This window comes from Sediminicola sp. YIK13, from assembly GCF_001430825.1.
Classification (GTDB): Bacteria; Bacteroidota; Bacteroidia; order Flavobacteriales; family Flavobacteriaceae; genus Sediminicola.
The window spans coordinates 132,836-154,463 of sequence record NZ_CP010535.1; the positions used below are offsets into that span (position 1 = coordinate 132,836).

The window sequence follows — 21,628 nt, forward strand, 5'->3', positions numbered from 1 at the left end:
GATATTTTAGGAATATTGGTACATGTGAATACGAAACCAATAAGAATAGGGGATAAGGGCTTATTTTTTGTTCTTGATCACTTCTGCCAGGAGTTTTTTGGCGCGGAGTAATTTCACTTTTACATTGTTGAGGGGTTCCTTGAGTTCCACGGCTATGTCTGCGTAACTCAACTCATTGAAGTACCTGAGATTAATGACTTGTTGGTAATGGGGCTTCAACTGCTTTATGTAATGTAAAAGGGTAGCCAAGTCTTGCTCCCTAATCAGCTGGTCTTCTGCCGATGGGGCATCATCTAAAACTCTTTTAATGGCCTCATTGCTGCCGTCACCGGTATTTTCAAAAATATTTCGTTTACGCTTTCGAATGAGGTCTACATGTAAATTTTTGGAAATGGCGATCAACCACGTATTGAAGTCGTAGGCATCATCGTAGGTGTCAATTTTGTCAAAAGCTTTTGAAAATGTTTGGATGGTAATATCTTCAGCGTCATTTTCATTTCTGGTCCTTATGAGCTGAAACCCGTATACATTGTTCCAATAGGTATCCAATAGCGTGCTAAAGGCTATCTGATTTCCCAGTTTAGCCTTTTCTATGGTAATCTTAAGTGTATCTTTAGTTTTGTCCAAACAGAGTTCTTAATAAGCGTCAGAAGGGACTTTAAGGAAGTTCCGTTACTGTATCTTTTTTGCAATCTTGCTCGCTGGGAAGTTTTCCGCAGAAGCCACAGGCTTCTCCATCTTGGTTTAAAAAAGGACTCTGACTTGCACAAGTACCTGCAAATTCCCCATCTTTCTTAGACCAAATTTTTATCGCTATTCCAGCAAAGCCTATAGCTAATAGACCTATGGTCAATAGTAATAGTTTCATATCTAAATTTTGGTCAAAGATATAAAATTAATGGCCTTTTAAAGGGTATTTAGAACTACTTTAAGATTTGGACTTTTTAATAATTGATATTGGCCACTATATTTTCCACAGTAGGGGCCATATTGCCACCTTTTTGTTCAATGGTAATATATCCAATTGCATTTTCAGCATAAGGAAGGGCCAGCAATTTTTCTTTGTCGGTTATTTCCTTAATAACGCCAAGGTTTACCATTTCGCCGTTGACTTCCGCCCACATTTGGAAACATTTATCCTCTGGTAACTCGGGTAGATTCCTAACGTTGAGATAGGATAGTTTTTTAACAGGGTTGATATAGGCTATGGCCTTAAGATCCCTAGCATTTTTATTCCCTTTTACGTTGTATTTTTTGGTCAAAGGATTGTTAAGTACAATAAATTGATTCCTTACATCCTCCAATTGTTCCCTCATATCTTCTTCTAAAGTCTTGATTTTATTGGAGACAATGGTATTTTCCTGCATAAGATTTTGGTTCTGGTCCCAAAAGAAATAAGAGGAGCCTGCAAATATAAATACGGCTACACTGGCGGCCACCGCATATCTTGTAAATCTTTTACGCAAAGAATTTTGGGCCTTTATGGTGCTCAAGATTTTTTCTTTAAGACCATCCGGCGTTTTAATGGCGTGCAATTTCGCATAGGCCTCTAAGTTGTCCTGAAGTTCAAGGTACATCTCCCTAACTTCTGGATGCATGGCTATGTATCTCTCTACCTGTAATGTCTCTTCCTTGGTAGTGGAGCCGATTAGGTATTTCTCCAACAGATCGGAATCTAGGAATATTTTTATTTTATCTTTCATGACAATAAGCTTAATATGGACAATAGCACCATTGTAGAGCCGTAAATTTTCTTTAACTCTCGAAGCCCGATTTTTAATCTAGATTTTATGGTCCCCAAGGGTATGTCCAGTTCTTCGCTGGCCTCTTGTTGTGTCATACCCTGAAAAAAGAGGGCATCCAACACAATTTGATACTTGGATTCCAACTTGTCCAAATGTTCTCGAACATCCATTAGCTCTGGCCTAGTGCTTTCTACGCCTATTCTATATACGTCGGAAACATCCATTTGGATTTCCTTGTCGGTTTTTGTGTTTACGCTTCTCAATTTGTCTATGGCCGTATTTCTGGTAATACGAAATAGCCATGTGAAGAGCTTGGCTTTGGAAGAATCATAGGAGTCCGACTTTTTCCAAATCTTCACAAAACTTTCTTGAACGATATCCTGGGCGAGGTCGTGATCTTTGACCACTTTATAAGCAACACCGAATAAGGTGTCGCCATAATGCTCATACAGAAGGGAAATGGCTTTTTCATTTCGTTCCTGTAACAATTCAACAATATGCTTTTCTAGAAGTACGCTCATAAAATAAATTGCGTTTAGAGAATTTTAACGCTATTGAAAAATCCAAGGGTACATAAGTACCGTACATACATTTGAACGCTAAGGTATAAAATTGATGGTTAACATAATTTTATAACCTGTTTTTAATAAGATAAGTGTACAACTGGTAATTGTACATTTAAGTTTGGTTAGTTTGGTTTGGTTTGACCCCCGGTGATTTTATTCGTCGGGGGTTATTTTATGATATTTACTTCAGGTATAATTTCTATTTGAAATTTGTCCCACACCTTCTTTTGGATCGTCTGTGCCAATTCTATAATTTCCTTTCCACTGGCATTGCCGTAATTGACCAGGACCAAGGCTTGGTTTTTATGTACACCCGCATCACCAAATCTTTTTCCCTTGAAACCACTTTGTTCTATAAGCCATCCTGCTGGAACCTTATACTCCTGGTCTGAAACCTTATAGTAATGGGCTTCCGGATTGTCTTTGATAAAGAGTTCAAATTCATTTTTGGTCAGCACCGGATTTTTAAAAAAGCTACCGCTATTTCCCAATTCCTTGGGATCTGGCAACTTACTTTTTCTAATGGCCACCACGGCATTGGAAACGTCTTTTATAGTAGGATATAAAACCTTCTGCTGCTCCATTTCAGTTTCTATGGCCCCGTAGGAGGTATTCAGCTGATGGTCTTTTTTTGTAAGCCTAAAATTAACAGAGGTAATGATGTATTTGCCCTTGCCCTCATTTTTAAAAAAGGAATCCCTATATCCGAACTGACAATCCTTTTTTGTAAACGTTTTGAGTTCCAAAGTTTCCACGTCCATGGCTTGGCAGCTAACAAAACAATCTTTTAGTTCCACTCCGTAGGCTCCGATATTCTGAATAGGGGCGGTACCTGTAAATCCGGGGATGAGCGATAAGTTTTCAAGGCCACCATAATTATGGTCCAAGGTCCAAAGAACCATTTCATGCCAGTTCTCTCCGGCCATCACCTTTAAAACAACATGGTTTTCATCTTCCTGTTCCACAAAAATTCCTTTTATGTGGATGTAAAGCACCAAAGCACTAATATCTTTGGTAATCAGCATATTGCTGCCGCCGCTTAGAATGAATTTTTCTGGATAGCCCTCCAATTCAAGAGCTTCCCTCAATTCCTCCAAGGAAGTGATCTCACAAAAGTACCTGGCTTTGGCATCTATGCCAAAGGTGTTGTATTGTTTTAAGGATATGTTCTCTTGTATTGTCATTATCCCTTGTAGACTTCCAAAGCTGCCTTTAAAATTTGAACGGCCCTTATGATGTTTTCCTTATCCAAAACATAGGCGATTCTTATTTGATTTTTCCCTAACCCCTCAGTCGCATAAAATCCGGCTGCAGGAGCCACCATTACCGTTTCGCCATTGACTTCAAAAGATTCCAGCAGCCATTGTGCAAAATGGTCCGCATCTGCAATTGGGAGCTGCGCAATACAATAAAAGGCACCCTGAGGTTTGGCGACTTTTATGCCCTTAATTTTTTCTAACTCGGAAATCAGGAGGTTTCTTCTAGCGACATATTCAACCTTGACATCGTCAAAGTAACTCTGCGGGGTCTCCAAGGCTGCCTCGGAGGCTATTTGTGCATAGGTTGGTGGGGATAACCTGGCCTGGGCAAATTTCAGGGCCGTTTTAATGACTTCCTTGTTTTTGGAAGCCAAACATCCAATTCTTGCACCGCACATGCTATATCTTTTGGATACCGAGTCTACCACAATGGCATTGTCCTCCAACCCTTCTACTTGTAATATGGAATAATGTTCTTTGCCTTCATATGTAAATTCCCTGTAGACTTCATCGGCCACCAAAAACAAATTGTGTTTTTTAACAATTTTCGCCAATTTTTCAATCTCTTCCCTACTGTAAAGGTAGCCGGTAGGATTACCTGGGTTGCAGATTAAAATAGCTTTGGTCTTTGGGGTAATCAGTTTTTCAAATTCCTCTATAGGTGGCAAAGCAAAATTATCTTCGATTTTTGAAACTACAGGTACTACAGTAACCCCTGCCGCAGTGGCAAATCCATTATAATTGGCATAGAATGGCTCAGGAATAATGATTTCTTCATCAGTATCCATGATGGTGCCCATTACAAATGCCAAAGCTTCAGATCCGCCTGTAGTAATGATTAGATCCGTTGCCGAAACATGTATGTCGTTTTTAGCATAGTAGCTGGCCAATTTTTCACGATAGGCTTCAGAACCTTCGGTCCTACTGTATTCCAATACCTCTAGGGTGTTGTTCTTTACAGCGTCCAATGCTATTTGGGGAGTTTTTATGTCCGGTTGCCCGATATTCAAGTGAATTACCTTAGTACCTCTTTTTTTAGCATCTTCAGCATAAGGCACTAATTTTCTGATAGGGGATTCGGGCATGGAACGCCCTTTTTGTGAAATAGTCGGCATGAATAAAAATTTTTCACAAAAATGAGAAATCAATCCATAGTACGCAATAAGATTGGGTTTATTTTATACCATCAATTATATGTTAATATATTATGACACTTGTTGTTAATTCATTAATTTAAAGAAGTTTATGAAAATGAAAAACTGAAAATTGGTTCGCCTAATAAAATATATCGCTATAATTATCTTTTGTTTTCCCCTAATTTCCTTTGCACAAGGATTTAAATTGGAGAGGGGCGAGAAATTTCAAAAGGTAAAATTCCAGCTCATCAACAATTTAATGATCATTCCTGTGGAAGTGAATGGGGCAAAGCTTTCCTTTCTGCTGGATTCTGGGGTGGGCACTCCTATCTTATTCAATCTCTCCGACCAGGACTCCGTACAAATCAAAAATGTCACCGAAATAACGATCAAAGGCTTGGGGGAAGGTAGCCATATGAAAGGGCTTAGTTCTGATGGTAATGTCTTTAAAATAAATTCTATTTCAAATAGAAGTCAGAAATTGTATGTGGTACTCGATAAGGATATAAATTTTTCACCTAGTCTGGGCGTTCCTGTTCACGGAATTATTGGCTATGACCTTTTTAAGGATTTTGTAGTGGAAATAAATTACGGGTCCAAGATTATTAAATTCCACGACCCGAAAAGTTACAAGCCCAAACTCAGAAAGGGTCAAGAAAGACTTCCTTTAATTATTGAAAATAAAAAGGCTTATGTAGACGGAAAGGTTTTTATGGGAAGTGGATCGGATATACCTGTGAGGTTATTGGTAGATACTGGCAGTTCGGATGCCATTTGGCTTTTTGAAGATGGGGAAAAGGGCTTGGATATTCCTGAGAAGCATTATGAGGATTATCTGGGAAAAGGGCTCAGTGGGAATATATTTGGGAAGCGGACTATGGTAGATGGGTTTACCCTGGGTAGCAATAGCTTAAAGGGACCAAAAACTGCATTTCCCGATATGGAGTCTTTCAATTCGATAAAGAACCTTGGAGAACGAAATGGTAGTATTGGGGGCGAAATTTTAAAGAGATTCAACATTGTTTTCAATTACTCTGAAAACGAGATCATCATAAAAAGGAACAGTAATTTTAAGTCGCCTTTTCTTTACAACCTCAGTGGCATAGAGCTCATGCATGCAGGAATGCGGTATATCGCAGAAAAACTTACAGATTCTAGAGGTATTGTAAAAAATGACGAAAAGTCATTTGGAGATGTCCAATTATTGATGGAAGGCAGCACAAGGTTGAGTCTTGTACCGGAAATTGTAGTATCCTCCATTCGTGCCGGTAGCCCGGCTCACGAGGCAGGATTGCAGGAAGGAGACCTTATACTATCGGTCAATGGCAAAGGTGTTCATAAGTACAAACTTCAAGAAGTACTCCAAATGATCAACGAACGGGAAGGAAAAAGAGTTAAGCTGGTGATAGAGCGTTATAATCAAGATCTGCTTTTTTCCTTTGTGTTGAAAAAAGTATTCAAATAAAAAAAGCCCGCTAGTGCGGGCTTTTTGATAATGTGATTATAGGTTAGGCTTTTACTTCGCCTTTAATCTTTAAAATAATTGTTGGCTGATCTGCATTTGAGATGACTGTGATCGCCTTTCTAATTGGTCCAACCCTGTTGGTGTCATATTTTACTTGGATTTCGCCTTTTTCGCCTGGCATAATCGGACCTTCTGGTTTTTTAGGGATTGTACAGCCACAGCTAGAACTCACCTTGCTGATAATCAAAGGAGCAGTTCCTGTATTTGTAAATTCAAATGCACGAATTCCATCACTACCTTTTTCTACAGTACCGTAATCTACGGTATCCGAATCAAATTTAATTTTTGCAGTTTTATCCTGCGCGTTTAGGCTAATTCCTAATAGTCCAATAAATAATAATAGTACTATTTTTTTCATCATTTTTAGTTTTGGGTAAACATCAAAAGTAAATGTTTTCACATCAACCTCCAAAATTCTTTTGTTATGTAATAACGTTACTTATTTTTGTTTCGTATTTCCAGCTTATCAAATGAGTAATGGATTTATTAAGGTGAACATTACTTATTTAAATAAATTGAACAATACCTAAAAAGGGTAAGACAAAAACTATACCAAATAATGGAGATCCCATCAAAATACGAGCCCCAAAAGGCTGAAGACCGCTGGTATGACTACTGGATGGAGCATAAATATTTCCACTCAGTGCCAGATGAAAGAGAGCCTTATACTATTGTAATTCCCCCTCCCAATGTTACCGGGGTTTTACATATGGGGCATATGCTGAACAACACCATTCAAGATGTTCTGATCCGAAGAGCGAGACTAATGGGCAAAAATGCCTGTTGGGTGCCCGGTACGGATCATGCTTCTATTGCAACGGAAGCAAAAGTGGTTGCTAGATTAAAGGAAAGGGGTATCAATAAGGCCGATATAACCCGAGAGGAATTTTTAGGCCATGCCTGGGATTGGACCAATGAGTATGGTGGCGTAATCTTGGAGCAATTGAAGAAATTGGGATGTTCCTGTGACTGGGAGAGGACCAAGTTTACCATGGATGACACTATGTCCGCTTCTGTTATTAAGGTATTTGTGGACTTGTTCAACAAAGATCAGATCTATAGGGGGTACCGTATGGTGAACTGGGACCCGGAAGCCAAAACCACACTTTCTGATGAAGAAGTGATCTATGAGGAAAAGCAAGGACTGTTATACTATTTGGAATATGGCATTGAAGGTTCGGATGAAACCGTAACCATTGCAACTACAAGGCCAGAAACCATTTTAGGGGATACCGCAATTTGTATCAATCCAAATGATGAGCGTTACAGTCACTTAAAAGGTAAAAAGGCAATTGTGCCCATATGCAATAGGGTAATCCCGATTATTGAGGATGAATATGTAGACGTGGAATTTGGTACAGGATGCCTAAAAGTAACTCCTGCACACGATATCAATGACAAGGCTTTGGGAGAAGAGCATAATTTGGAGATCATAGATATCTTTAATGACGACGCTAGCCTTAACAGTTATGGTCTTCACTACGAAGGCAAAGATCGGTTCGTGGTCAGAAAGGAGATCTCCAAAGAGTTAGAAGAGAAAGGTTTTTTGATAAAAACAGAACAACACCTCAATAAGGTGGGAACTTCTGAAAGGACCAAGGCGGTAATAGAGCCCCGTTTGTCCGACCAATGGTTCCTTAGAATGGAAGATTTGGTAAAGCCGGCCATCAAAGCCGTTTTGGAAGATGAAGAAATCAAATTGTTTCCAAAAAAGTTTGAGAATACTTATCGCCACTGGATGGAAAATATCCGCGACTGGAATATCTCCAGGCAGTTATGGTGGGGACAACAAATACCTGCCTATTATTTTGGAGATGGAGAGGACGATTTTGTGGTGGCTGAGACCAAGGAGGAGGCATTGCTCCTTGCCCAGAAAAAATCAGGCAATGCTAATTTAACATCTAATGATCTTCGACAAGATGAGGATGCATTGGATACCTGGTTCTCTTCCTGGTTGTGGCCAATTAGTGTTTTTAACGGAATTTTGGAACCAGAGAACAAGGAAATTGAATATTACTATCCTACCAATGATTTGGTGACCGGTCCGGACATATTGTTTTTCTGGGTGGCCAGAATGATTGTTGCTGGATATGAATATAGAGGGGAAAAACCTTTTGAAAATGTATACCTAACAGGTTTGGTTAGGGATAAGCAAAGGCGTAAAATGTCTAAATCGTTGGGGAATTCACCAGATGCCCTGCAGTTGATTGAGGACTATGGTGCCGATGGGGTAAGGGTTGGACTTTTATTGAGTTCCGCAGCAGGAAACGATTTAATGTTTGATGAGGCTCTATGCCAACAAGGGAAAAATTTTGCCAATAAGATCTGGAACGGGTTTAGATTGGTCAAAGGATGGGAAGTGGCAGATTTGCCACAGCCAGAATCTTCAAAATTGGGAATTGAATGGTACCATTCCAAATTCAATAATACCTTATTGGAGATAGAGGACCATTTTAGCAAATACAGAATTTCAGATGCCTTGATGGCTATTTATAAATTGGTGTGGGACGATTATAGTTCTTGGTTGTTGGAAATAATAAAGCCTGCCTACCAAAAACCTATAGATAGGATCACTTTTGATGCGGTTATCGATATATTTGAGAACAACCTTAAATTGTTGCATCCGTTCATGCCATTCCTAACTGAGGAAATATGGCAGCATATAGCTGAACGTTCGCCAGAGGAGGCGCTGGTAGTTGCTCAATGGCCACAGTCAAATATAGTAAATGAGGGTCTTATTGAAGGGTTCGATTTTGCTGCAGATGTTATTGCAGGAGTCAGAACCATTAGAAAGGAAAAGAACATTCCCATGAAGGAGTCCTTGGAGCTGTCTGTATTGAACGAAGGTCAAATAGCAAATGATTGGGATGTGATTATTAGCAAGCTTACCAATGTGTCTACAATTTCCTATAGGGAAAGTCCGCTGGATGGAGCACTTACGTTTAGGGTGAAATCCAATGAATACTTTATTCCGATGAGCGGTGCAATTGATATAGATGCAGAAATAAAGAAGATCCATGAGGAATTGAAATATACCAAAGGATTTTTGATGTCTGTTCAAAAGAAGCTTTCCAACGAGCGTTTCGTCAGCAATGCCCCAGAGCAGGTCATTGCATTGGAACGTCAAAAAGAGGCAGATGCAGTTGCCAAAATCGAGACCTTGGAAAAGAGCTTGGCCAGTTTGGAATAGAGGGTACTATATTTAATATGAGGCGTTTATCTTTTCATGGTTGAAAAGGTAAACGCTTTTTTATTTTTCGTCCTATTGCAAAAGGAAGATCTAAGAATGAGGAGTATTAAAAGTAAGTTAAGTTTTGTGCCATTGCTATTTTGTGTTTGCGGTTCTTATTAAATTGGAGGCATGAAAAAGATAATCGTATTACTTGCCGCAATAATACTTAATGCATGCGGAGATAAAGCAAAAAAAGAACAAACTATAGAAGATGCGGCAACAACGTCCGTTGCACAGCCCAAGGTGGAAAATGTCGCTACTTTTAAAGGACTTCAAGTGACAGGGGTAACCGTGACTGACAAGGGGCGTATTTTTGCCAATTTTCCAAGGTGGCGCAAAGGCATCCCTTTTTCCGTAGTAGAGGTCAATGGAAATGATGGCTCCTATGAGCCTTATCCGAATGGGAATATGAATACCTGGGAAATTGGAACGGCAGTGTCCCCTGATATTTTTGTAGGAGTTCAATCTGTTGTCGCCTTTGAAAATCATTTATATGTTTTAGATACCAGGAGTGCGCTATTTCAGCCCATTTTAGATGAGCCCAGGATATTTGTTATCAATTTAGACACCGATAGTTTAGAAAGGACTTACGTGGTGCCTAAAGGGGTAGCAAAACCAAACTCTTATATCAACGACCTTCGTGTGGATAAGGAAAATGGTAAGATCTATTTTACGGATTCTGGTGCAGGTGGACTTTTGGTACTGGACATGGCATCCGGAAAAAGTAAGAGAATTCTGGACAATCACCCGTCAACTATGGCCGAAATGGATCATCTTACCTTTGATAATGGCATATGGAACAATACCATCCACTCAGATGGAATAGCCTTGGATATCAAAAACAATAAATTATTTTATCATGCTTTAACCGGTTATAGCCTATATGCCATTAACACTGAGGTATTGACCTCTGAAGAAAACCCTAAGGATACCGATGTGCAGTTCATAAAGAAAACAGGAGCTCCAGATGGGATGATATTTGACGATAAGGGCAACCTGTATTTTGCAGACCTTGAAAATGACAAAATCAACTATTTGACTCCCACCGGAGAAATTAAAACCCTATTGGAAGGTGATGCGGTCAAATGGGCTGATACCTTCAGTATTTATCAAGGTTACCTCTACTATACCAATTCTAGGATCAATGAAGTGAAAGGTGATATCTCCCAAATGGAATTTACTATCAATAAGGTAGCACTTTAAGAAATTAGAAAGGAGGAAATTCCGATCAAATCTGGGGTATAAATACCAATGTCGCGAAGTGTTTGATTAGTAGTCTATTACACTTTTTTTCCGCCATGTATTTTTTTGAATAATTCATAAGGATAAGTATCTTTAGGGAAACACTATACCTATGAAAACTCTTTTAATACTATCGTTAGGGCTAATGATGACATCATTGGTATCGGCACAAGAGGTGAAAACTGAAATATTGCCAAAGGATATTCAAATAAAAACAGCAGTGATACCAGCTCCTGATCAAAAAAAGAGTGGGGCCATGGTTTATGGATATGATGCCGATGGAAAATTTACCGTACTGAGGGAAGGATCCAATAACCTGGTATGTATTGCAGATAACCCAAATCAGGAAGGAATCAGTGTTGCCTGCTATTCTGTTCAATTGGAACCATTTATGAAACGAGGGCGGGAGTTGGGAGCCGAGGGCATGGACGCAAAAGAAAAATTTGATATTAGGGGAGCGGAAGTTGCTGCGGGGAAACTAATGATGCCTAAAGATCCCAGCATGTTGTACATCTATTATGGAAGCGAAGAGGCGTATGATAAAGCTTCAGGAACCTTGTCCGATGGTAAGTTTAGGTATGTTGTCTATATTCCCTTTGCAACCGTTGAATCTACGGGACTTCCAGATAAGCCCCATGCTCCAGGAATGCCTTGGCTAATGGATCCTGGGACATACAGGGCTCACATCATGATAGGGCCTTTTTAGAAATTAGCGCCACCATCAATACTTTGTATTGTTATCTTGATACTCTTGGTTTAGCACCGAAATTCGAAGGATTTTGTAATTATCCATTGATCATTTGATGACTTTTTATTGCTTTTTCAGGTGAATTATACTGTACATTTGCACCGTTTTAAATTTGCGCAATAATCCTGATTGTATGAGTATTAAGAATCCGAATGAGCTTGAAGAATTGACATCGTCGGGTGTAAGTCTTGATGAGATAGAGCAGTGTATTTCCATTTTGGATAGATTGGTGGACAATGCGCATCAGATTTTGGAATTGCCAGAAGATAAAAGGGTGGCCTTATTAAAAGCGGCAGGAATTCTTTCCAGACCTGATCGTCACGTATTTAAACAACGCAAAAAAGATTCTGCCAAAGCTGCAAAGCGAAAAATGATAGAACGCGACAAACATGCGCGTAAGGAAACCGGGATTAGAAGTGCTAGAGAGGCGGCTATTTTTGTGGCGCCTAAATTGTTGCCCATGCCATCAAAAGAGCAGTTGGAAGAGCGGGAATTGGAATCACCTCGAAATTGCTACGTCTGTAAAACAGTCTATACCAAATTGCATCATTTTTATGATACCATGTGCCAGGATTGTGGCGACTTCAATTACGCCAAAAGGTTTCAAACGGCAGATCTTTCGGGCCAGGTAGCGGTGGTCACAGGTTCCAGATTGAAAATAGGATATCATATCGCCTTGATATTGTTACGTTCGGGTGCTACGGTGGTAGCAACGACCCGTTTTCCCGTGGATGCTGCCTTGCGTTTTTCCAAGGAAGAAGATTTTATGCAATGGGGACATCGATTAAAGATCCATGGTCTTGATTTGCGTCATATACCCAGTGTGGAAATATTCTGCAATTTTATAGAACAGCAGTACGACAGATTGGATATCTTGATAAACAATGCAGCACAAACGGTGCGAAGACCAGCGGGCTTTTACCAACACCTAATAAAAAATGAGGAGTTGCCCATAGAACAATTGCCTCAGTTTGCCCAAGAAGTTCTTTCCGATCACAATTACTGTTTACAGGAACTAAAATCCTTGGGCAAAGGAACTTCCACGGAACAAAACAACGCTCTGCCGGTAAATTGGCACGCTCCAGAGCCCGGGATTGGTATCAGGGCTTCTGCCAAGCTCTCACAGATTCCCTATAGTTTTGACAATTCACTTTCCACCAAGGAGGTATTTCCAGAGGGGGAATTTGATGCGGACCTACAACAGGTTGATTTGCGTAAAACCAATAGCTGGCGCCTAAAATTAGGGGAGATAGAGACCCCGGAAATGATTGAGGTGCAATTGGTGAATGCAATAGCACCATTTGTACTCTGCAACCGCTTGTCTAGATTGATGAGGCAGGAAAACACAGGAAAAAAGCATATTATCAATGTTTCGGCAATGGAAGGTAAGTTCCATCGTTTTTACAAGGAAGACAGGCATCCCCACACCAATATGGCCAAAGCGGCCTTGAATATGATGACACATACCTCTGCCCTCGACTTTGCAAAGGATGGTGTATACATGAATGCCGTCGATACCGGTTGGGTGACAGATGAGGATCCAGTGGAACTTTCCAAAAGAAAGGTTGAGGTTCATGATTTCCAACCTCCTTTAGATATTGTTGATGGGGCTGCAAGGGTCTTGGATCCCCTGATAGATGGTATTAATACCGGAAAGCATTGGACCGGAAAATTCCTGAAGGATTACCATCCTATTGATTGGTAGTTTTAAAAATACATTGTTGATGTCTAACACTTATATTGTAAGATTTGACAGGTGGTCTACTCCATGGGTCTCTCCGGGAGCAGACTTAGAAGTGCACCGATAATCACAATATTCTTTGCAATATATTGTCCCAGTAAGGTAGGAACAAATATAGTTTCGTTAAAGGTAAGTTCTGGAAAAAAAATAAAGGGGGTAAAGGTCATGCCCATGTGGACAAGAGCCATAATAATTATAGTTCTCCGGTATATTTGGGCAATGAGTAGAATTCCTACTAGTGTTTCCCATAAGGCCAGGATAAATATGGCCACGGTAGACGGGATAAGGCCATAGGTCAATTTAGTAATAGTGTGGATTGCCAAATCTTCGGCGGGACTCATAGCCGAAAAGAATTTTAATGATCCAAACCAAATATACACCAGTCCAATACAGAGGGAAAGAATCTGATCCCTGGAAATTTTTGTAGTAATATTTAGGTAGATTTCTTTCATTTTTTACGAGTATTATTATCAATACTAAGGGGTATTCATTGTTTGCAAGGTCAAAAGCAAAAAGCTAACCTGTCAATGGTTAGCTTTGAGTGACTAGTTATTTATGAATGTTCCTGCAATGAAATTAAATTGGAATTAACTATTGACCAAATTAAGCAGTTTTGCCATTGGTTGAGGTTAACGATAGGTAAAGAAGATTAATGAAAAGTTAATAGGCATAATAAATTATTGATAAAGGCAAAATAGTACATTTTTGTATTATTTTGGGCTTGGTTTGAAAAGAAGGAAATTACATATCATAGTATTTATCGTTGCGGTGCTTGGCCTGTTCATCGTACAGTACCAATATTTACGGATTGGACTTAATCTAGCCAAAGTGCAGTTCAGTAAAAATATGGGAAACGCCAGTCAGGCGATAAAGAAAGACTTGTTCGAAGAAAATGAGCTTACATTTTTAATTGGCAAGTCGATCACCAAGGATGATACCTATTTTAATCTTAGTCTGGACAGTGTTCAGAATGCCACAGGGCATTTTTTTAATGACTTTTTAAAAGATAGGTTGGCAGTGAATGGTATTGCAACCGATTTTTCATATCAATTATTTTCCCGGGATTCTACGGATTACCTAACATCACCCACCGTTTTTAGGGAAGGTGATAAGTTAAATGCCTACCCAATAGTATTGGAAGGGTACCTGCCTGCATTAGTGGGGAAAAGCTTGGTACTAGAGCTTCAATTCAAAGATATCAATACCTACTTTTTGTTTCAGTTGAACGGGCTCACCATTCCCAGTCTCATTTTTATGTTAGCTATTATTATCGTGGTCATCTGGGTGCTGAGGTCTTTTTATTGGCAAGGAAAACTAATAACCACTACCAACGAATTCATTAATAATTTAACTCACGAATTAAAAACGCCCGTATTCTCCATAGGGTTGGCCACCAAAATTTTGGAAAAGGATTTAGATGAAAAACACGAGCCAATAGTTGCCATTATCAGGCAGCAGATGGAAAGATTGAAAGTCCATATAGATAAGGTTTTGGAATTGGGAAGTATGGAGAACAATAGAAAAATCTTGATTTTTAATGACGTAGATTTTAGGCCTGTATTGAAAAAGCTCTCTGAGGAATTTCAGACGTTGGGAGCATTGGAGAACCTTCAATTTTCATATGAATTGCAGGAGGGGGAATACCAATTAAATGCAGCGGTTTCCCATTTAGAAAATGCGATTATCAATTTATTGGAGAATGCCAAAAAGTATTCAGAAGATCCTAAAATACATTTAGAAGCCCATATCGATAAAAAGTGTCTAGTGGTAAGTGTCAGGGATAATGGAATAGGGGTGGATAAAAAAGACCAAGTACGTATTTTTGATAAATATTTTAGGGTAACCCAAGGTAACCTGCATACGGTGAAAGGATATGGACTTGGCTTGCATTATGTAAAGCATGTTGTAGATAGTCATAAGGGCCGTATAAACGTGGAAAGTGAGCTCGGCAAAGGCACCACAATTAGAATAGAAATCCCATTGAAGAAAAATGGAAAAAGAGTATAACATATTATTAGTTGAGGACGACCCCTCATTGGGGTATCTGCTCACAGAGTATTTAAAGATGAAGGGGTTTCAACTTACCTGGGCAAAATCTGGTAGGGAAGGATTAAAGAACATTGAATCCAAGTACTATGATTTGGCCATTTTGGATGTAATGATGCCTGAAATGGACGGGTTCACCCTTGCGGGTAAGATTCAGAATGTTGCTCCGGAGTTGCCGTTTTTATTTTTAACGGCGAGATCCTTAAAAATTGATGTGTTAAAAGGATTTGCCCTTGGGGCCGTTGACTATCTAAAAAAACCAATTGATGAAGAGGAATTGGTGGTACGTATTAAAAACCTTTTATCCAGATTGGGTAAAAAAACTGTTGTTGCCCATGAAAATAAAAATTATACAATTGGTAAATATCAATTGAACAGTATCAATCAAGAATTGAGTTTTGAAAATGAGGTGATTTCTTTGACCAGCAGGGAAAACGAACTATTGGTTTATCTGGTCAATAATACCAACCAGCTTTGCTCCCATAAGGACATCCTTATTCATTTGTGGGGTAGGAACGATTACTTCAATAGAAAGAGTTTAAATGTATTTGTTTCCCATTTGAGAGGGTATCTCAGTAAAGATCCAGATATAAAAATTGATAATGTACACAGCCAAGGTTTTATCTTAAAAGTAAATTCTCCCTGAGATTTGGGAACCAGAAAAATATTTATTCAGTAGTAAAAGAGGATTTTAGTATATTTAGAGGGTATGAATTAATATCCTGTCATGGAAACCTATGCCAATGCATTATTATATGCAATTCCCTTTTTTATTCTTTTACTGGTCATTGAAATTGGCTATGGTTATTTCGTAAAAAATCAAATGCATAAGGTGCTTGATACTGTTTCCAGTATAAGTTCTGGATTGACGAATATTATTAAAGATTCCCTTGGCCTTGCCTTTATTGTGATCAGTTATCCCTTTTTAGTGGAACAGCTGGCGGTAACAGAGATTAAAGCTACTTGGTTGGTGTGGGTAGTGGCTTTTATTGTTATGGATTTTGCAGGCTATTGGAATCACAGATTAAGCCATAAGATCAATATATTTTGGAATCAGCATGTGATTCATCACAGCAGTGAAGAATTTAACCTCGCCTGTGCCCTCCGCCAGCCTATTTCAAATTTAATTGGGTATTTTTCAATTTTATTGTTACCCGCGGCTTTATTGGGTGTTCCTTATAAGGTGATTGCTATTTTGGCTCCAGTACATTTATTTGCCCAATTTTGGTACCATACACAGCATATTGGTAAAATGGGTTGGCTAGAGAAAGTCTTTGTAACGCCATCCCAGCACAGGGTCCACCATGCTATTAACCCTGAGTATATCGACAAGAATCTTGGACAGATTTTGTGTATATGGGATCGGATGTTTGGAACCTTCCAAGAAGAACTGGAAGACGTTCCTCCACAGTTTGGAGTATTAAAACAAGCGGCTACTTGGAACCCCGTGCACATTAATTTTCAGCATTTTTGGAATATGTTGAAGGATGCTTGGAGAACAGGGAATTACTGGGACAAAATTAGAATTTGGTTTATGCACACTGGATGGAGACCTGCGGATGTCAAGGAAAAATATCCCATTGCCATCATAGAGGATGTTTATCACTTTGAAAGATATAAAACAGTGGCATCCTTGAAGCTAAAGGCCTATGTAATTTTTCAAATGTTGTTTAGTGTACTCCTTTTGCTGTTTATGTTTTACAGTTATAGCGTAATTGGTTTTGATGGATTGTTGTTATTTGGAGCTTTTGTATTTGTGGGTATCTATGGGTATTCGTCCTTGATGGATAGAAGTAGGGTTGCCCTATACATAGAGGTGGCAAGGGGCCTGTTCGGGATCGGATTAATTGTTTATACAGGGGATTGGTTCGGGCTAGATGGTTTTTTGCCCTTTGGTAAATTTCTTATGGCGGGCTATTTTATGGTCACCATAGTCTTTGGGATATACTTTACCTATTTTGAGAAAGAAGAGAACGATGTTCTTTCCGTAGCCTAATGCCTTACTGCTTGTTTCTAAGCTCTTTATCTACCAAGGCAATATAAAGTTTCATGGCTTGCTTAGGTTTCACGTCTTTGGCCTGTATCAGTGCGTTTGCCTTAAATGCGTTGATAAGTGGCGTGCTGCTTCCTGGGTGGTTGAAGTTTTCATTGGCAATGCGATAATACGCGTAGAGCTTTAGCAGAAGATCAGCAGGGAGGGGTTCTGTAAAGTCGTTGACAAAGGCAACAGCTTCCGAAAATTTTGTATTTAGTTTATCACTCGTCATCCTGACTTTTAAGTATGGCAATACAGGTTTTGGCTCCTGTAACTTTTTGGTTCAATTTTACCGTAATTGGACTATCTAAAGGTAAGAACAAATCAACCCTAGAACCAAATTTAATAAATCCACCATCCTCACCTTGTCGGACACTTTCTCCTTCAATGGCATAATTTACAATTCTTTTGGCCATTGCCCCCGCAATTTGTCGGTACAGGATATCACCAAATTTTGGAGTTTTTATGACCACAGTCGTTCGTTCGTTTTCGGTGCTCGCCTTTGGATGCCACGCTACGAGGTATTTCCCCGGGTGATATTTCGAATATTTAACAACTCCACTTACAGGGTATCTGGTAACATGTACGTTTATGGGGGACATAAAAATAGAGACTTGCATTCTTCTATCTTTAAAATATTCCGTTTCCTCAACTTCTTCAATAACCACTACCTTTCCATCTACAGGTGCCAATATCTCGTCAAAATTTTTAACCACCTTTCGTTTGGGATTTCTAAAAAATTGAAGGATCATTACCAAGATAAAAAGAGCAAAGATTTGTATAGCAATTCTAACCCAGCTAATATCAATAAAAAAATGGGCCAAAAGACTGATCGACGCAACAATCAGAAATGTAACTAAAATGATTTTTTGACCTTCTTTATGAAACATATGAAAAGATATTTAACGTTAAATAAGCAAATGGGGCGGCAAAGACCAAACTGTCCAACCTATCCAACATGCCTCCATGACCGGGCAATATGGCGCCGCTATCCTTGACCCCTGCGCTTCTTTTAAATTTAGATTCTATTAAGTCGCCCAAACTACCTGTAACAACAATCACTACAGCTAAAATCAACCATTCCCGTAGGGAGAGGTTGGTTTCATAGGAGGACATGATATATGCCGCAACCAGGGCGAAAACAAGTCCTCCAAAAGTTCCTTCAATTGTTTTTTTGGGAGAAACAGCGGGATAGAGTTTTGTTCTTCCTATGCTTCTTCCTACCAGGTATGCGAAAGAATCATTTACCCAAATGAGGATAAAAATACCCATGATCAAAAACTGGGCAAATTCATCATCTTTATAAGGTATCATGGTCAGAAAAATACAGCCTCCTCCGATATAAAATAAACCAAATAGAAATTTCTGCAAAGTGTTGAGATGAATTTCTTTTTTATTGAACAGGAAAACTAGCAGTGCTAAATTAATGGTAATTGTCAGTAACATTAAAATATTAATGGCTATCTGGTCCTGTATGATATAGATAAATGCCCACCAGAGAATCAAATAGGCCAAGTAGATGTGGTACCCTTTAAGTTTTACAATACGCTTGTATTCATGTAAACATGCCAACCCGAAGGCCATAAACAGAAAGTCAAAGGCATCGGAGCTAAGAAAAATAGCAGATAGTAATAAAAAGACATAGACGACACCAGTTATTAGGCGTCTTAGAATTTCTCTCATAAGTTAAAGGTCTTCCAGAAGTAAAAGATATAAATTTTTTGAACTACTTCCGTAAGAGAGAAAATCATCTTTGTCCTCCATACTAGACTGAAAATGTTTTATGGTTGTAATATTGGCCGGAATGCTGTTTTTATATTTCTTCTTAATGTTTTTTAAACCTTCTCCAATAGATTCTACCAGTTGACTGGTCGTGGCAAAAACAATAAGATTTTCTGGTAAATCGTGTAGTTTATATTCTTTTAATTGGTTAGAGCATACTAAAATGGACCCGTTTTGGGCTATGAGTTGCTCGCACGTAGTGAAAAATACCTTACTCTTGATTGGGCTGTTTGTAAATAATAGCCCTTGTTTGGAAAACTTTTCTTCCAATCTCTCATCTATTGAAAAGAAAGCATGGTCTTGCCATTGATTTTCAACAATAATATTGTCCAGAGTCTCGGCAATTTCTGAAAAGGAATCGCAGTATAAAAATTTACCACCATTCTTTTTAAAGTGAATCGTAAATTTTTCGTCTACGGGTATATTGAGGTCAGGCATGTGTAGCCCTCTGGTTTCAGCAGTTTCCCTTGAAACCTTCTTCTTACCACCCCCAAATAGTTTATCAAATAGACCCATAGTTGTTTATACGATCTTCAATTTATGGCGTAAAGTAAAGCAAAAGACGTGTAATAACACGTCTTTTGTTTCTAAGATTCTAGTTCTTCTTTTGGTAATTCTTCGCTTTTTAGTTTTTCTTGGCCTTGTGCATCAAACTCCTTGTCAAATGGTCTTTTGCCAAAAATCTTTTCCAAATCGTCTTTAAAGATAACTTCTTTTTCCAAAAGGCGTTCTGCCAATTCGGTCAGTTTATCTTTATGTTTGAATAGAAGTTCAACGGCTCTCTTGTATTGTTCTTCTATTAGTTTGGAAATTTCCCTATCAATTTTCTGAGCGGTATGCTCGCTATACGGTTTAGAGAATCCAAACTCGTTCTGACCAGAGGAATCATAGTAGGTAAGGTTACCTATCTCATCATTAAGGCCATAGATGGTCACCATTGCCCTGGCTTGTTTGGTCACTTTTTCAAGGTCACTCAAGGCACCGGTGGAAATTTTATCGAACATCACTTTTTCGGCCGCCCTACCACCCAAAGTGGCACACATTTCATCCTTCATTTGATCCGGTCTAACGATAAGTCGCTCTTCAGGCAAATACCATGCTGCACCTAAAGATTGTCCTCTGGGCACTATGGTTACTTTTACCAAGGGAGCCGCATGTTCCAACATCCAGCTGACAGTGGCATGTCCTGCTTCATGATATGCGATGGTTTTCTTCTCACCTGGCGTGATGATTTTATTTTTCTTTTCAAGACCTCCAACAATCCTATCTACGGCATCCAGGAAATCTTGTTTTGTTACGGCCTTTTTCTCTTTTCTGGCAGCGATTAGTGCGGCCTCGTTACATACGTTGGCTATATCTGCACCTGAGAAACCTGGCGTCTGTCTTGCAAGAAAATCAAGATCCAGCGTTTCGGCAGTTTTGATCGGTCTAAGGTGAACCTCAAAAATTTCTTTACGTTCGTTAAGATCCGGAAGATCCACATAGATCTGTCTATCGAACCTACCAGCTCTCATAAGGGCCTTGTCCAATACATCCGCTCGGTTCGTGGCTGCCAATACGATAACATTTGTATTGGTTCCAAAACCATCCATTTCTGTCAGCAATTGGTTCAAGGTGTTTTCCCTTTCATCGTTTGACCCGGTAAAATTATTTTTCCCTCTGGCCCTACCAATAGCATCTATCTCATCGATAAATATTATGGCAGGCGATTTATCCTTTGCCTGTTTGAAAAGGTCACGTACCCTGGAGGCACCAACCCCTACGAACATCTCTACGAAGTCTGAACCAGACAATGAAAAGAAAGGAACTTTGGCTTCACCTGCAACGGCTTTGGCCAATAATGTCTTACCTGTTCCAGGAGGTCCTACCAATAAGGCACCTTTAGGAATTTTCCCACCTAATGAGGTGTATTTATCTGGATTTCTAAGGAATTCTACTATTTCTTCCACTTCTTCTTTTGCCCCTTCGAGACCGGCTACATCCTTAAAGGAAGTCCTTGTATCTGTTTTCTCGTCGAAAAGTTTGGCCTTGGATTTACCGATATTGAAGATTTGTCCTCCAGCTCCTCCGCCTGCACCTCCGGACATTCTGCGCATCAAATAGATCCAAATACCTATGATCAGCACAAATGGCAGTAAGGTCAATAGAAGGTCCCCTACGACGTTAGATTCCGTGTCGTAATCGACAATGGTATCTAGGTTGTTCTCCTTTTTAATATTTTTTATCTCGTTCTCAAAGTTCTGTAAATCCCCGTAGTCCAATATGTACTGTGGTGTCACTCCCTGTGTAAGCGCAAAAGATTTTTCTGCCACATCCTTGTGGACGTCCTTGTTCAAAGCTTCCTCGGTAAGGAAGACCTTGGCTTGGCGGGTATTGGTGATAATCAGAATTTTAGAAATATCCCCATTTCTTAGATACTCCTGTAGCTCAGAAGAGGTGGTTTTTTTGGTGCTATTGAAATTACCGCTACCGAAAAATTGGAAACCGATAAGCAACATAGCAATTAAACCATAGATCCACCATGAGCTGAATTTTGGTTTTTTTGGACTTGTATTATTTTCTTTAGCCATT

At 39.3% G+C, this 21,628-nt stretch carries 21 protein-coding genes; 8 read left to right on the forward strand and 13 right to left on the reverse strand.

Annotated elements, in window-relative coordinates; genetic code table 11:
* Positions 1 to 60: 60 nt before the first annotated feature.
* From SB49_RS00620 to SB49_RS00645, 6 genes are all read right to left on the reverse strand, one after another.
* Positions 61 to 627, reverse strand: coding sequence for an RNA polymerase sigma factor (locus SB49_RS00620; RefSeq protein WP_062052891.1), 567 nt, complete (start codon positions 625 to 627; stop codon positions 61 to 63).
* Between the two features lie 31 nt (positions 628 to 658).
* Positions 659 to 868 carry a hypothetical protein gene (locus SB49_RS00625; protein ID WP_062052893.1) on the reverse strand — a complete coding sequence of 70 codons (210 nt, stop codon included), beginning with the start codon at positions 866 to 868 and terminating at the stop codon, positions 659 to 661.
* A gap of 76 nt (positions 869 to 944) precedes the next feature.
* Positions 945 to 1,703 carry an anti-sigma factor gene (locus SB49_RS00630; protein ID WP_062052895.1) on the reverse strand — a complete coding sequence of 253 codons (759 nt, stop codon included), beginning with the start codon at positions 1,701 to 1,703 and terminating at the stop codon, positions 945 to 947.
* Complete coding sequence (locus SB49_RS00635; protein ID WP_062052897.1) at positions 1,700 to 2,266, reverse strand: RNA polymerase sigma factor; 567 nt, start codon at positions 2,264 to 2,266, stop codon at positions 1,700 to 1,702. The genes SB49_RS00630 and SB49_RS00635 overlap by 4 nt, the downstream gene beginning before the upstream one ends.
* A 212-nt stretch (positions 2,267 to 2,478) precedes the next feature.
* Positions 2,479 to 3,495, reverse strand: coding sequence for a UDP-N-acetylmuramate dehydrogenase (gene murB, locus SB49_RS00640; RefSeq protein ID WP_062052899.1), 1,017 nt, complete (start codon positions 3,493 to 3,495; stop codon positions 2,479 to 2,481).
* Positions 3,495 to 4,685: a pyridoxal phosphate-dependent aminotransferase gene (locus SB49_RS00645; RefSeq protein ID WP_062052901.1), complete on the reverse strand. Its 1,191-nt coding sequence runs from the start codon at positions 4,683 to 4,685 to the stop codon at positions 3,495 to 3,497. Before SB49_RS00645 ends, murB begins: the two co-directional genes overlap by 1 nt.
* A 151-nt stretch (positions 4,686 to 4,836) precedes the next feature.
* On the opposite strand from SB49_RS00645, the gene SB49_RS00650 reads away from it, so the two are divergent.
* Positions 4,837 to 6,171: a PDZ domain-containing protein gene (locus tag SB49_RS00650; protein ID WP_062052904.1), complete on the forward strand. Its 1,335-nt coding sequence runs from the start codon at positions 4,837 to 4,839 to the stop codon at positions 6,169 to 6,171.
* Positions 6,172 to 6,214: 43 nt separating this feature from the next.
* Here the strand turns inward: SB49_RS00650 and SB49_RS00655 are convergent, their stop codons facing one another.
* On the reverse strand, positions 6,215 to 6,592 hold the full coding sequence (locus tag SB49_RS00655; protein ID WP_082591045.1) for a DUF1573 domain-containing protein: 378 nt from the start codon (positions 6,590 to 6,592) through the stop codon (positions 6,215 to 6,217).
* 198 nt (positions 6,593 to 6,790) lie between these two features.
* Here SB49_RS00655 and SB49_RS00660 point away from each other — a divergent pair, with 198 nt between their 5' ends.
* From SB49_RS00660 to SB49_RS00675, 4 genes are all read left to right on the forward strand, one after another.
* A complete protein-coding gene (locus tag SB49_RS00660; protein ID WP_062052908.1) occupies positions 6,791 to 9,421 on the forward strand; it encodes a valine--tRNA ligase in 2,631 nt (876 codons plus the stop codon).
* Positions 9,422 to 9,592: 171 nt separating this feature from the next.
* On the forward strand, positions 9,593 to 10,666 hold the full coding sequence (locus SB49_RS00665) for an L-dopachrome tautomerase-related protein (RefSeq protein ID WP_062052910.1): 1,074 nt from the start codon (positions 9,593 to 9,595) through the stop codon (positions 10,664 to 10,666).
* A gap of 151 nt (positions 10,667 to 10,817) precedes the next feature.
* Positions 10,818 to 11,411 (forward strand): hypothetical protein, encoded by a 594-nt coding sequence (locus SB49_RS00670; RefSeq protein WP_062052912.1) that lies wholly within the window; start codon positions 10,818 to 10,820, stop codon positions 11,409 to 11,411.
* Between the two features lie 175 nt (positions 11,412 to 11,586).
* Positions 11,587 to 13,158, forward strand: a complete 1,572-nt coding sequence (locus SB49_RS00675; RefSeq protein WP_062052914.1) for an SDR family NAD(P)-dependent oxidoreductase — start codon at positions 11,587 to 11,589, stop codon at positions 13,156 to 13,158.
* Positions 13,159 to 13,214: 56 nt separating this feature from the next.
* Here SB49_RS00675 and SB49_RS00680 read toward each other — a convergent pair whose 3' ends face one another.
* Positions 13,215 to 13,646: a doxx family protein gene (locus SB49_RS00680; RefSeq protein WP_235537795.1), complete on the reverse strand. Its 432-nt coding sequence runs from the start codon at positions 13,644 to 13,646 to the stop codon at positions 13,215 to 13,217.
* Between the two features lie 274 nt (positions 13,647 to 13,920).
* Here SB49_RS00680 and SB49_RS00685 point away from each other — a divergent pair, with 274 nt between their 5' ends.
* The 3 genes from SB49_RS00685 (at position 13,921) to SB49_RS00695 (ending at position 17,236) form a co-directional block, all read left to right on the forward strand.
* A complete protein-coding gene (locus SB49_RS00685; protein ID WP_062058707.1) occupies positions 13,921 to 15,201 on the forward strand; it encodes a sensor histidine kinase in 1,281 nt (426 codons plus the stop codon).
* On the forward strand, positions 15,185 to 15,886 hold the full coding sequence (locus SB49_RS00690) for a response regulator transcription factor (protein ID WP_062052916.1): 702 nt from the start codon (positions 15,185 to 15,187) through the stop codon (positions 15,884 to 15,886). The genes SB49_RS00685 and SB49_RS00690 overlap by 17 nt, the downstream gene beginning before the upstream one ends.
* Before the next feature lie 81 nt (positions 15,887 to 15,967).
* Positions 15,968 to 17,236 carry a sterol desaturase family protein gene (locus tag SB49_RS00695; protein ID WP_062052919.1) on the forward strand — a complete coding sequence of 423 codons (1,269 nt, stop codon included), beginning with the start codon at positions 15,968 to 15,970 and terminating at the stop codon, positions 17,234 to 17,236.
* A 4-nt stretch (positions 17,237 to 17,240) separates the two neighbouring features.
* Here SB49_RS00695 and SB49_RS00700 read toward each other — a convergent pair whose 3' ends face one another.
* From SB49_RS00700 to ftsH, 5 genes are all read right to left on the reverse strand, one after another.
* On the reverse strand, positions 17,241 to 17,507 hold the full coding sequence (locus tag SB49_RS00700; RefSeq protein WP_062052921.1) for an acyl-CoA-binding protein: 267 nt from the start codon (positions 17,505 to 17,507) through the stop codon (positions 17,241 to 17,243).
* Positions 17,497 to 18,165 (reverse strand): phosphatidylserine decarboxylase family protein, encoded by a 669-nt coding sequence (locus tag SB49_RS00705; RefSeq protein ID WP_062052923.1) that lies wholly within the window; start codon positions 18,163 to 18,165, stop codon positions 17,497 to 17,499. Before SB49_RS00705 ends, SB49_RS00700 begins: the two co-directional genes overlap by 11 nt.
* Positions 18,155 to 18,958, reverse strand: a complete 804-nt coding sequence (locus tag SB49_RS00710) for a phosphatidate cytidylyltransferase (protein ID WP_062052925.1) — start codon at positions 18,956 to 18,958, stop codon at positions 18,155 to 18,157. The genes SB49_RS00705 and SB49_RS00710 overlap by 11 nt, the downstream gene beginning before the upstream one ends.
* 3 nt (positions 18,959 to 18,961) lie before the next feature.
* The gene (locus SB49_RS00715; protein ID WP_062052927.1) at positions 18,962 to 19,573 is read right to left on the reverse strand and encodes an LUD domain-containing protein; all 612 of its coding nucleotides are present in this window, start codon (positions 19,571 to 19,573) and stop codon (positions 18,962 to 18,964) included.
* Positions 19,574 to 19,644: 71 nt separating this feature from the next.
* Complete coding sequence (gene ftsH / locus SB49_RS00720; protein WP_062052928.1) at positions 19,645 to 21,627, reverse strand: ATP-dependent zinc metalloprotease FtsH; 1,983 nt, start codon at positions 21,625 to 21,627, stop codon at positions 19,645 to 19,647.
* Position 21,628 lies beyond the last annotated feature (1 nt).

Excerpts from the sequence above, each read along its gene's own strand:
- SB49_RS00675 (WP_062052914.1), top strand. The coding sequence starts at position 11,587 with ATGAGTATTAAGAATCCGAATGAGCTTGAAGAATTGACATCGTCGGGT.
- SB49_RS00660 (WP_062052908.1), top strand. The coding sequence starts at position 6,791 with ATGGAGATCCCATCAAAATACGAGCCCCAAAAGGCTGAAGACCGCTGG.
- SB49_RS00655 (WP_082591045.1), bottom strand. The coding sequence starts at position 6,592 with ATGATGAAAAAAATAGTACTATTATTATTTATTGGACTATTAGGAATT.
- SB49_RS00695 (WP_062052919.1), top strand. The coding sequence starts at position 15,968 with ATGGAAACCTATGCCAATGCATTATTATATGCAATTCCCTTTTTTATT.
- SB49_RS00700 (WP_062052921.1), bottom strand. The coding sequence starts at position 17,507 with ATGACGAGTGATAAACTAAATACAAAATTTTCGGAAGCTGTTGCCTTT.
- SB49_RS00705 (WP_062052923.1), bottom strand. The coding sequence starts at position 18,165 with ATGTTTCATAAAGAAGGTCAAAAAATCATTTTAGTTACATTTCTGATT.
- SB49_RS00625 (WP_062052893.1), bottom strand. The coding sequence starts at position 868 with ATGAAACTATTACTATTGACCATAGGTCTATTAGCTATAGGCTTTGCT.
- SB49_RS00645 (WP_062052901.1), bottom strand. The coding sequence starts at position 4,685 with ATGCCGACTATTTCACAAAAAGGGCGTTCCATGCCCGAATCCCCTATC.
- SB49_RS00635 (WP_062052897.1), bottom strand. The coding sequence starts at position 2,266 with ATGAGCGTACTTCTAGAAAAGCATATTGTTGAATTGTTACAGGAACGA.
- murB (WP_062052899.1), bottom strand. The coding sequence starts at position 3,495 with ATGACAATACAAGAGAACATATCCTTAAAACAATACAACACCTTTGGC.
- SB49_RS00690 (WP_062052916.1), top strand. The coding sequence starts at position 15,185 with ATGGAAAAAGAGTATAACATATTATTAGTTGAGGACGACCCCTCATTG.
- SB49_RS00630 (WP_062052895.1), bottom strand. The coding sequence starts at position 1,703 with ATGAAAGATAAAATAAAAATATTCCTAGATTCCGATCTGTTGGAGAAA.
- ftsH (WP_062052928.1), bottom strand. The coding sequence starts at position 21,627 with ATGGCTAAAGAAAATAATACAAGTCCAAAAAAACCAAAATTCAGCTCA.
- SB49_RS00710 (WP_062052925.1), bottom strand. The coding sequence starts at position 18,958 with ATGAGAGAAATTCTAAGACGCCTAATAACTGGTGTCGTCTATGTCTTT.
- SB49_RS00680 (WP_235537795.1), bottom strand. The coding sequence starts at position 13,646 with ATGAAAGAAATCTACCTAAATATTACTACAAAAATTTCCAGGGATCAG.
- SB49_RS00670 (WP_062052912.1), top strand. The coding sequence starts at position 10,818 with ATGAAAACTCTTTTAATACTATCGTTAGGGCTAATGATGACATCATTG.
- SB49_RS00715 (WP_062052927.1), bottom strand. The coding sequence starts at position 19,573 with ATGGGTCTATTTGATAAACTATTTGGGGGTGGTAAGAAGAAGGTTTCA.
- SB49_RS00665 (WP_062052910.1), top strand. The coding sequence starts at position 9,593 with ATGAAAAAGATAATCGTATTACTTGCCGCAATAATACTTAATGCATGC.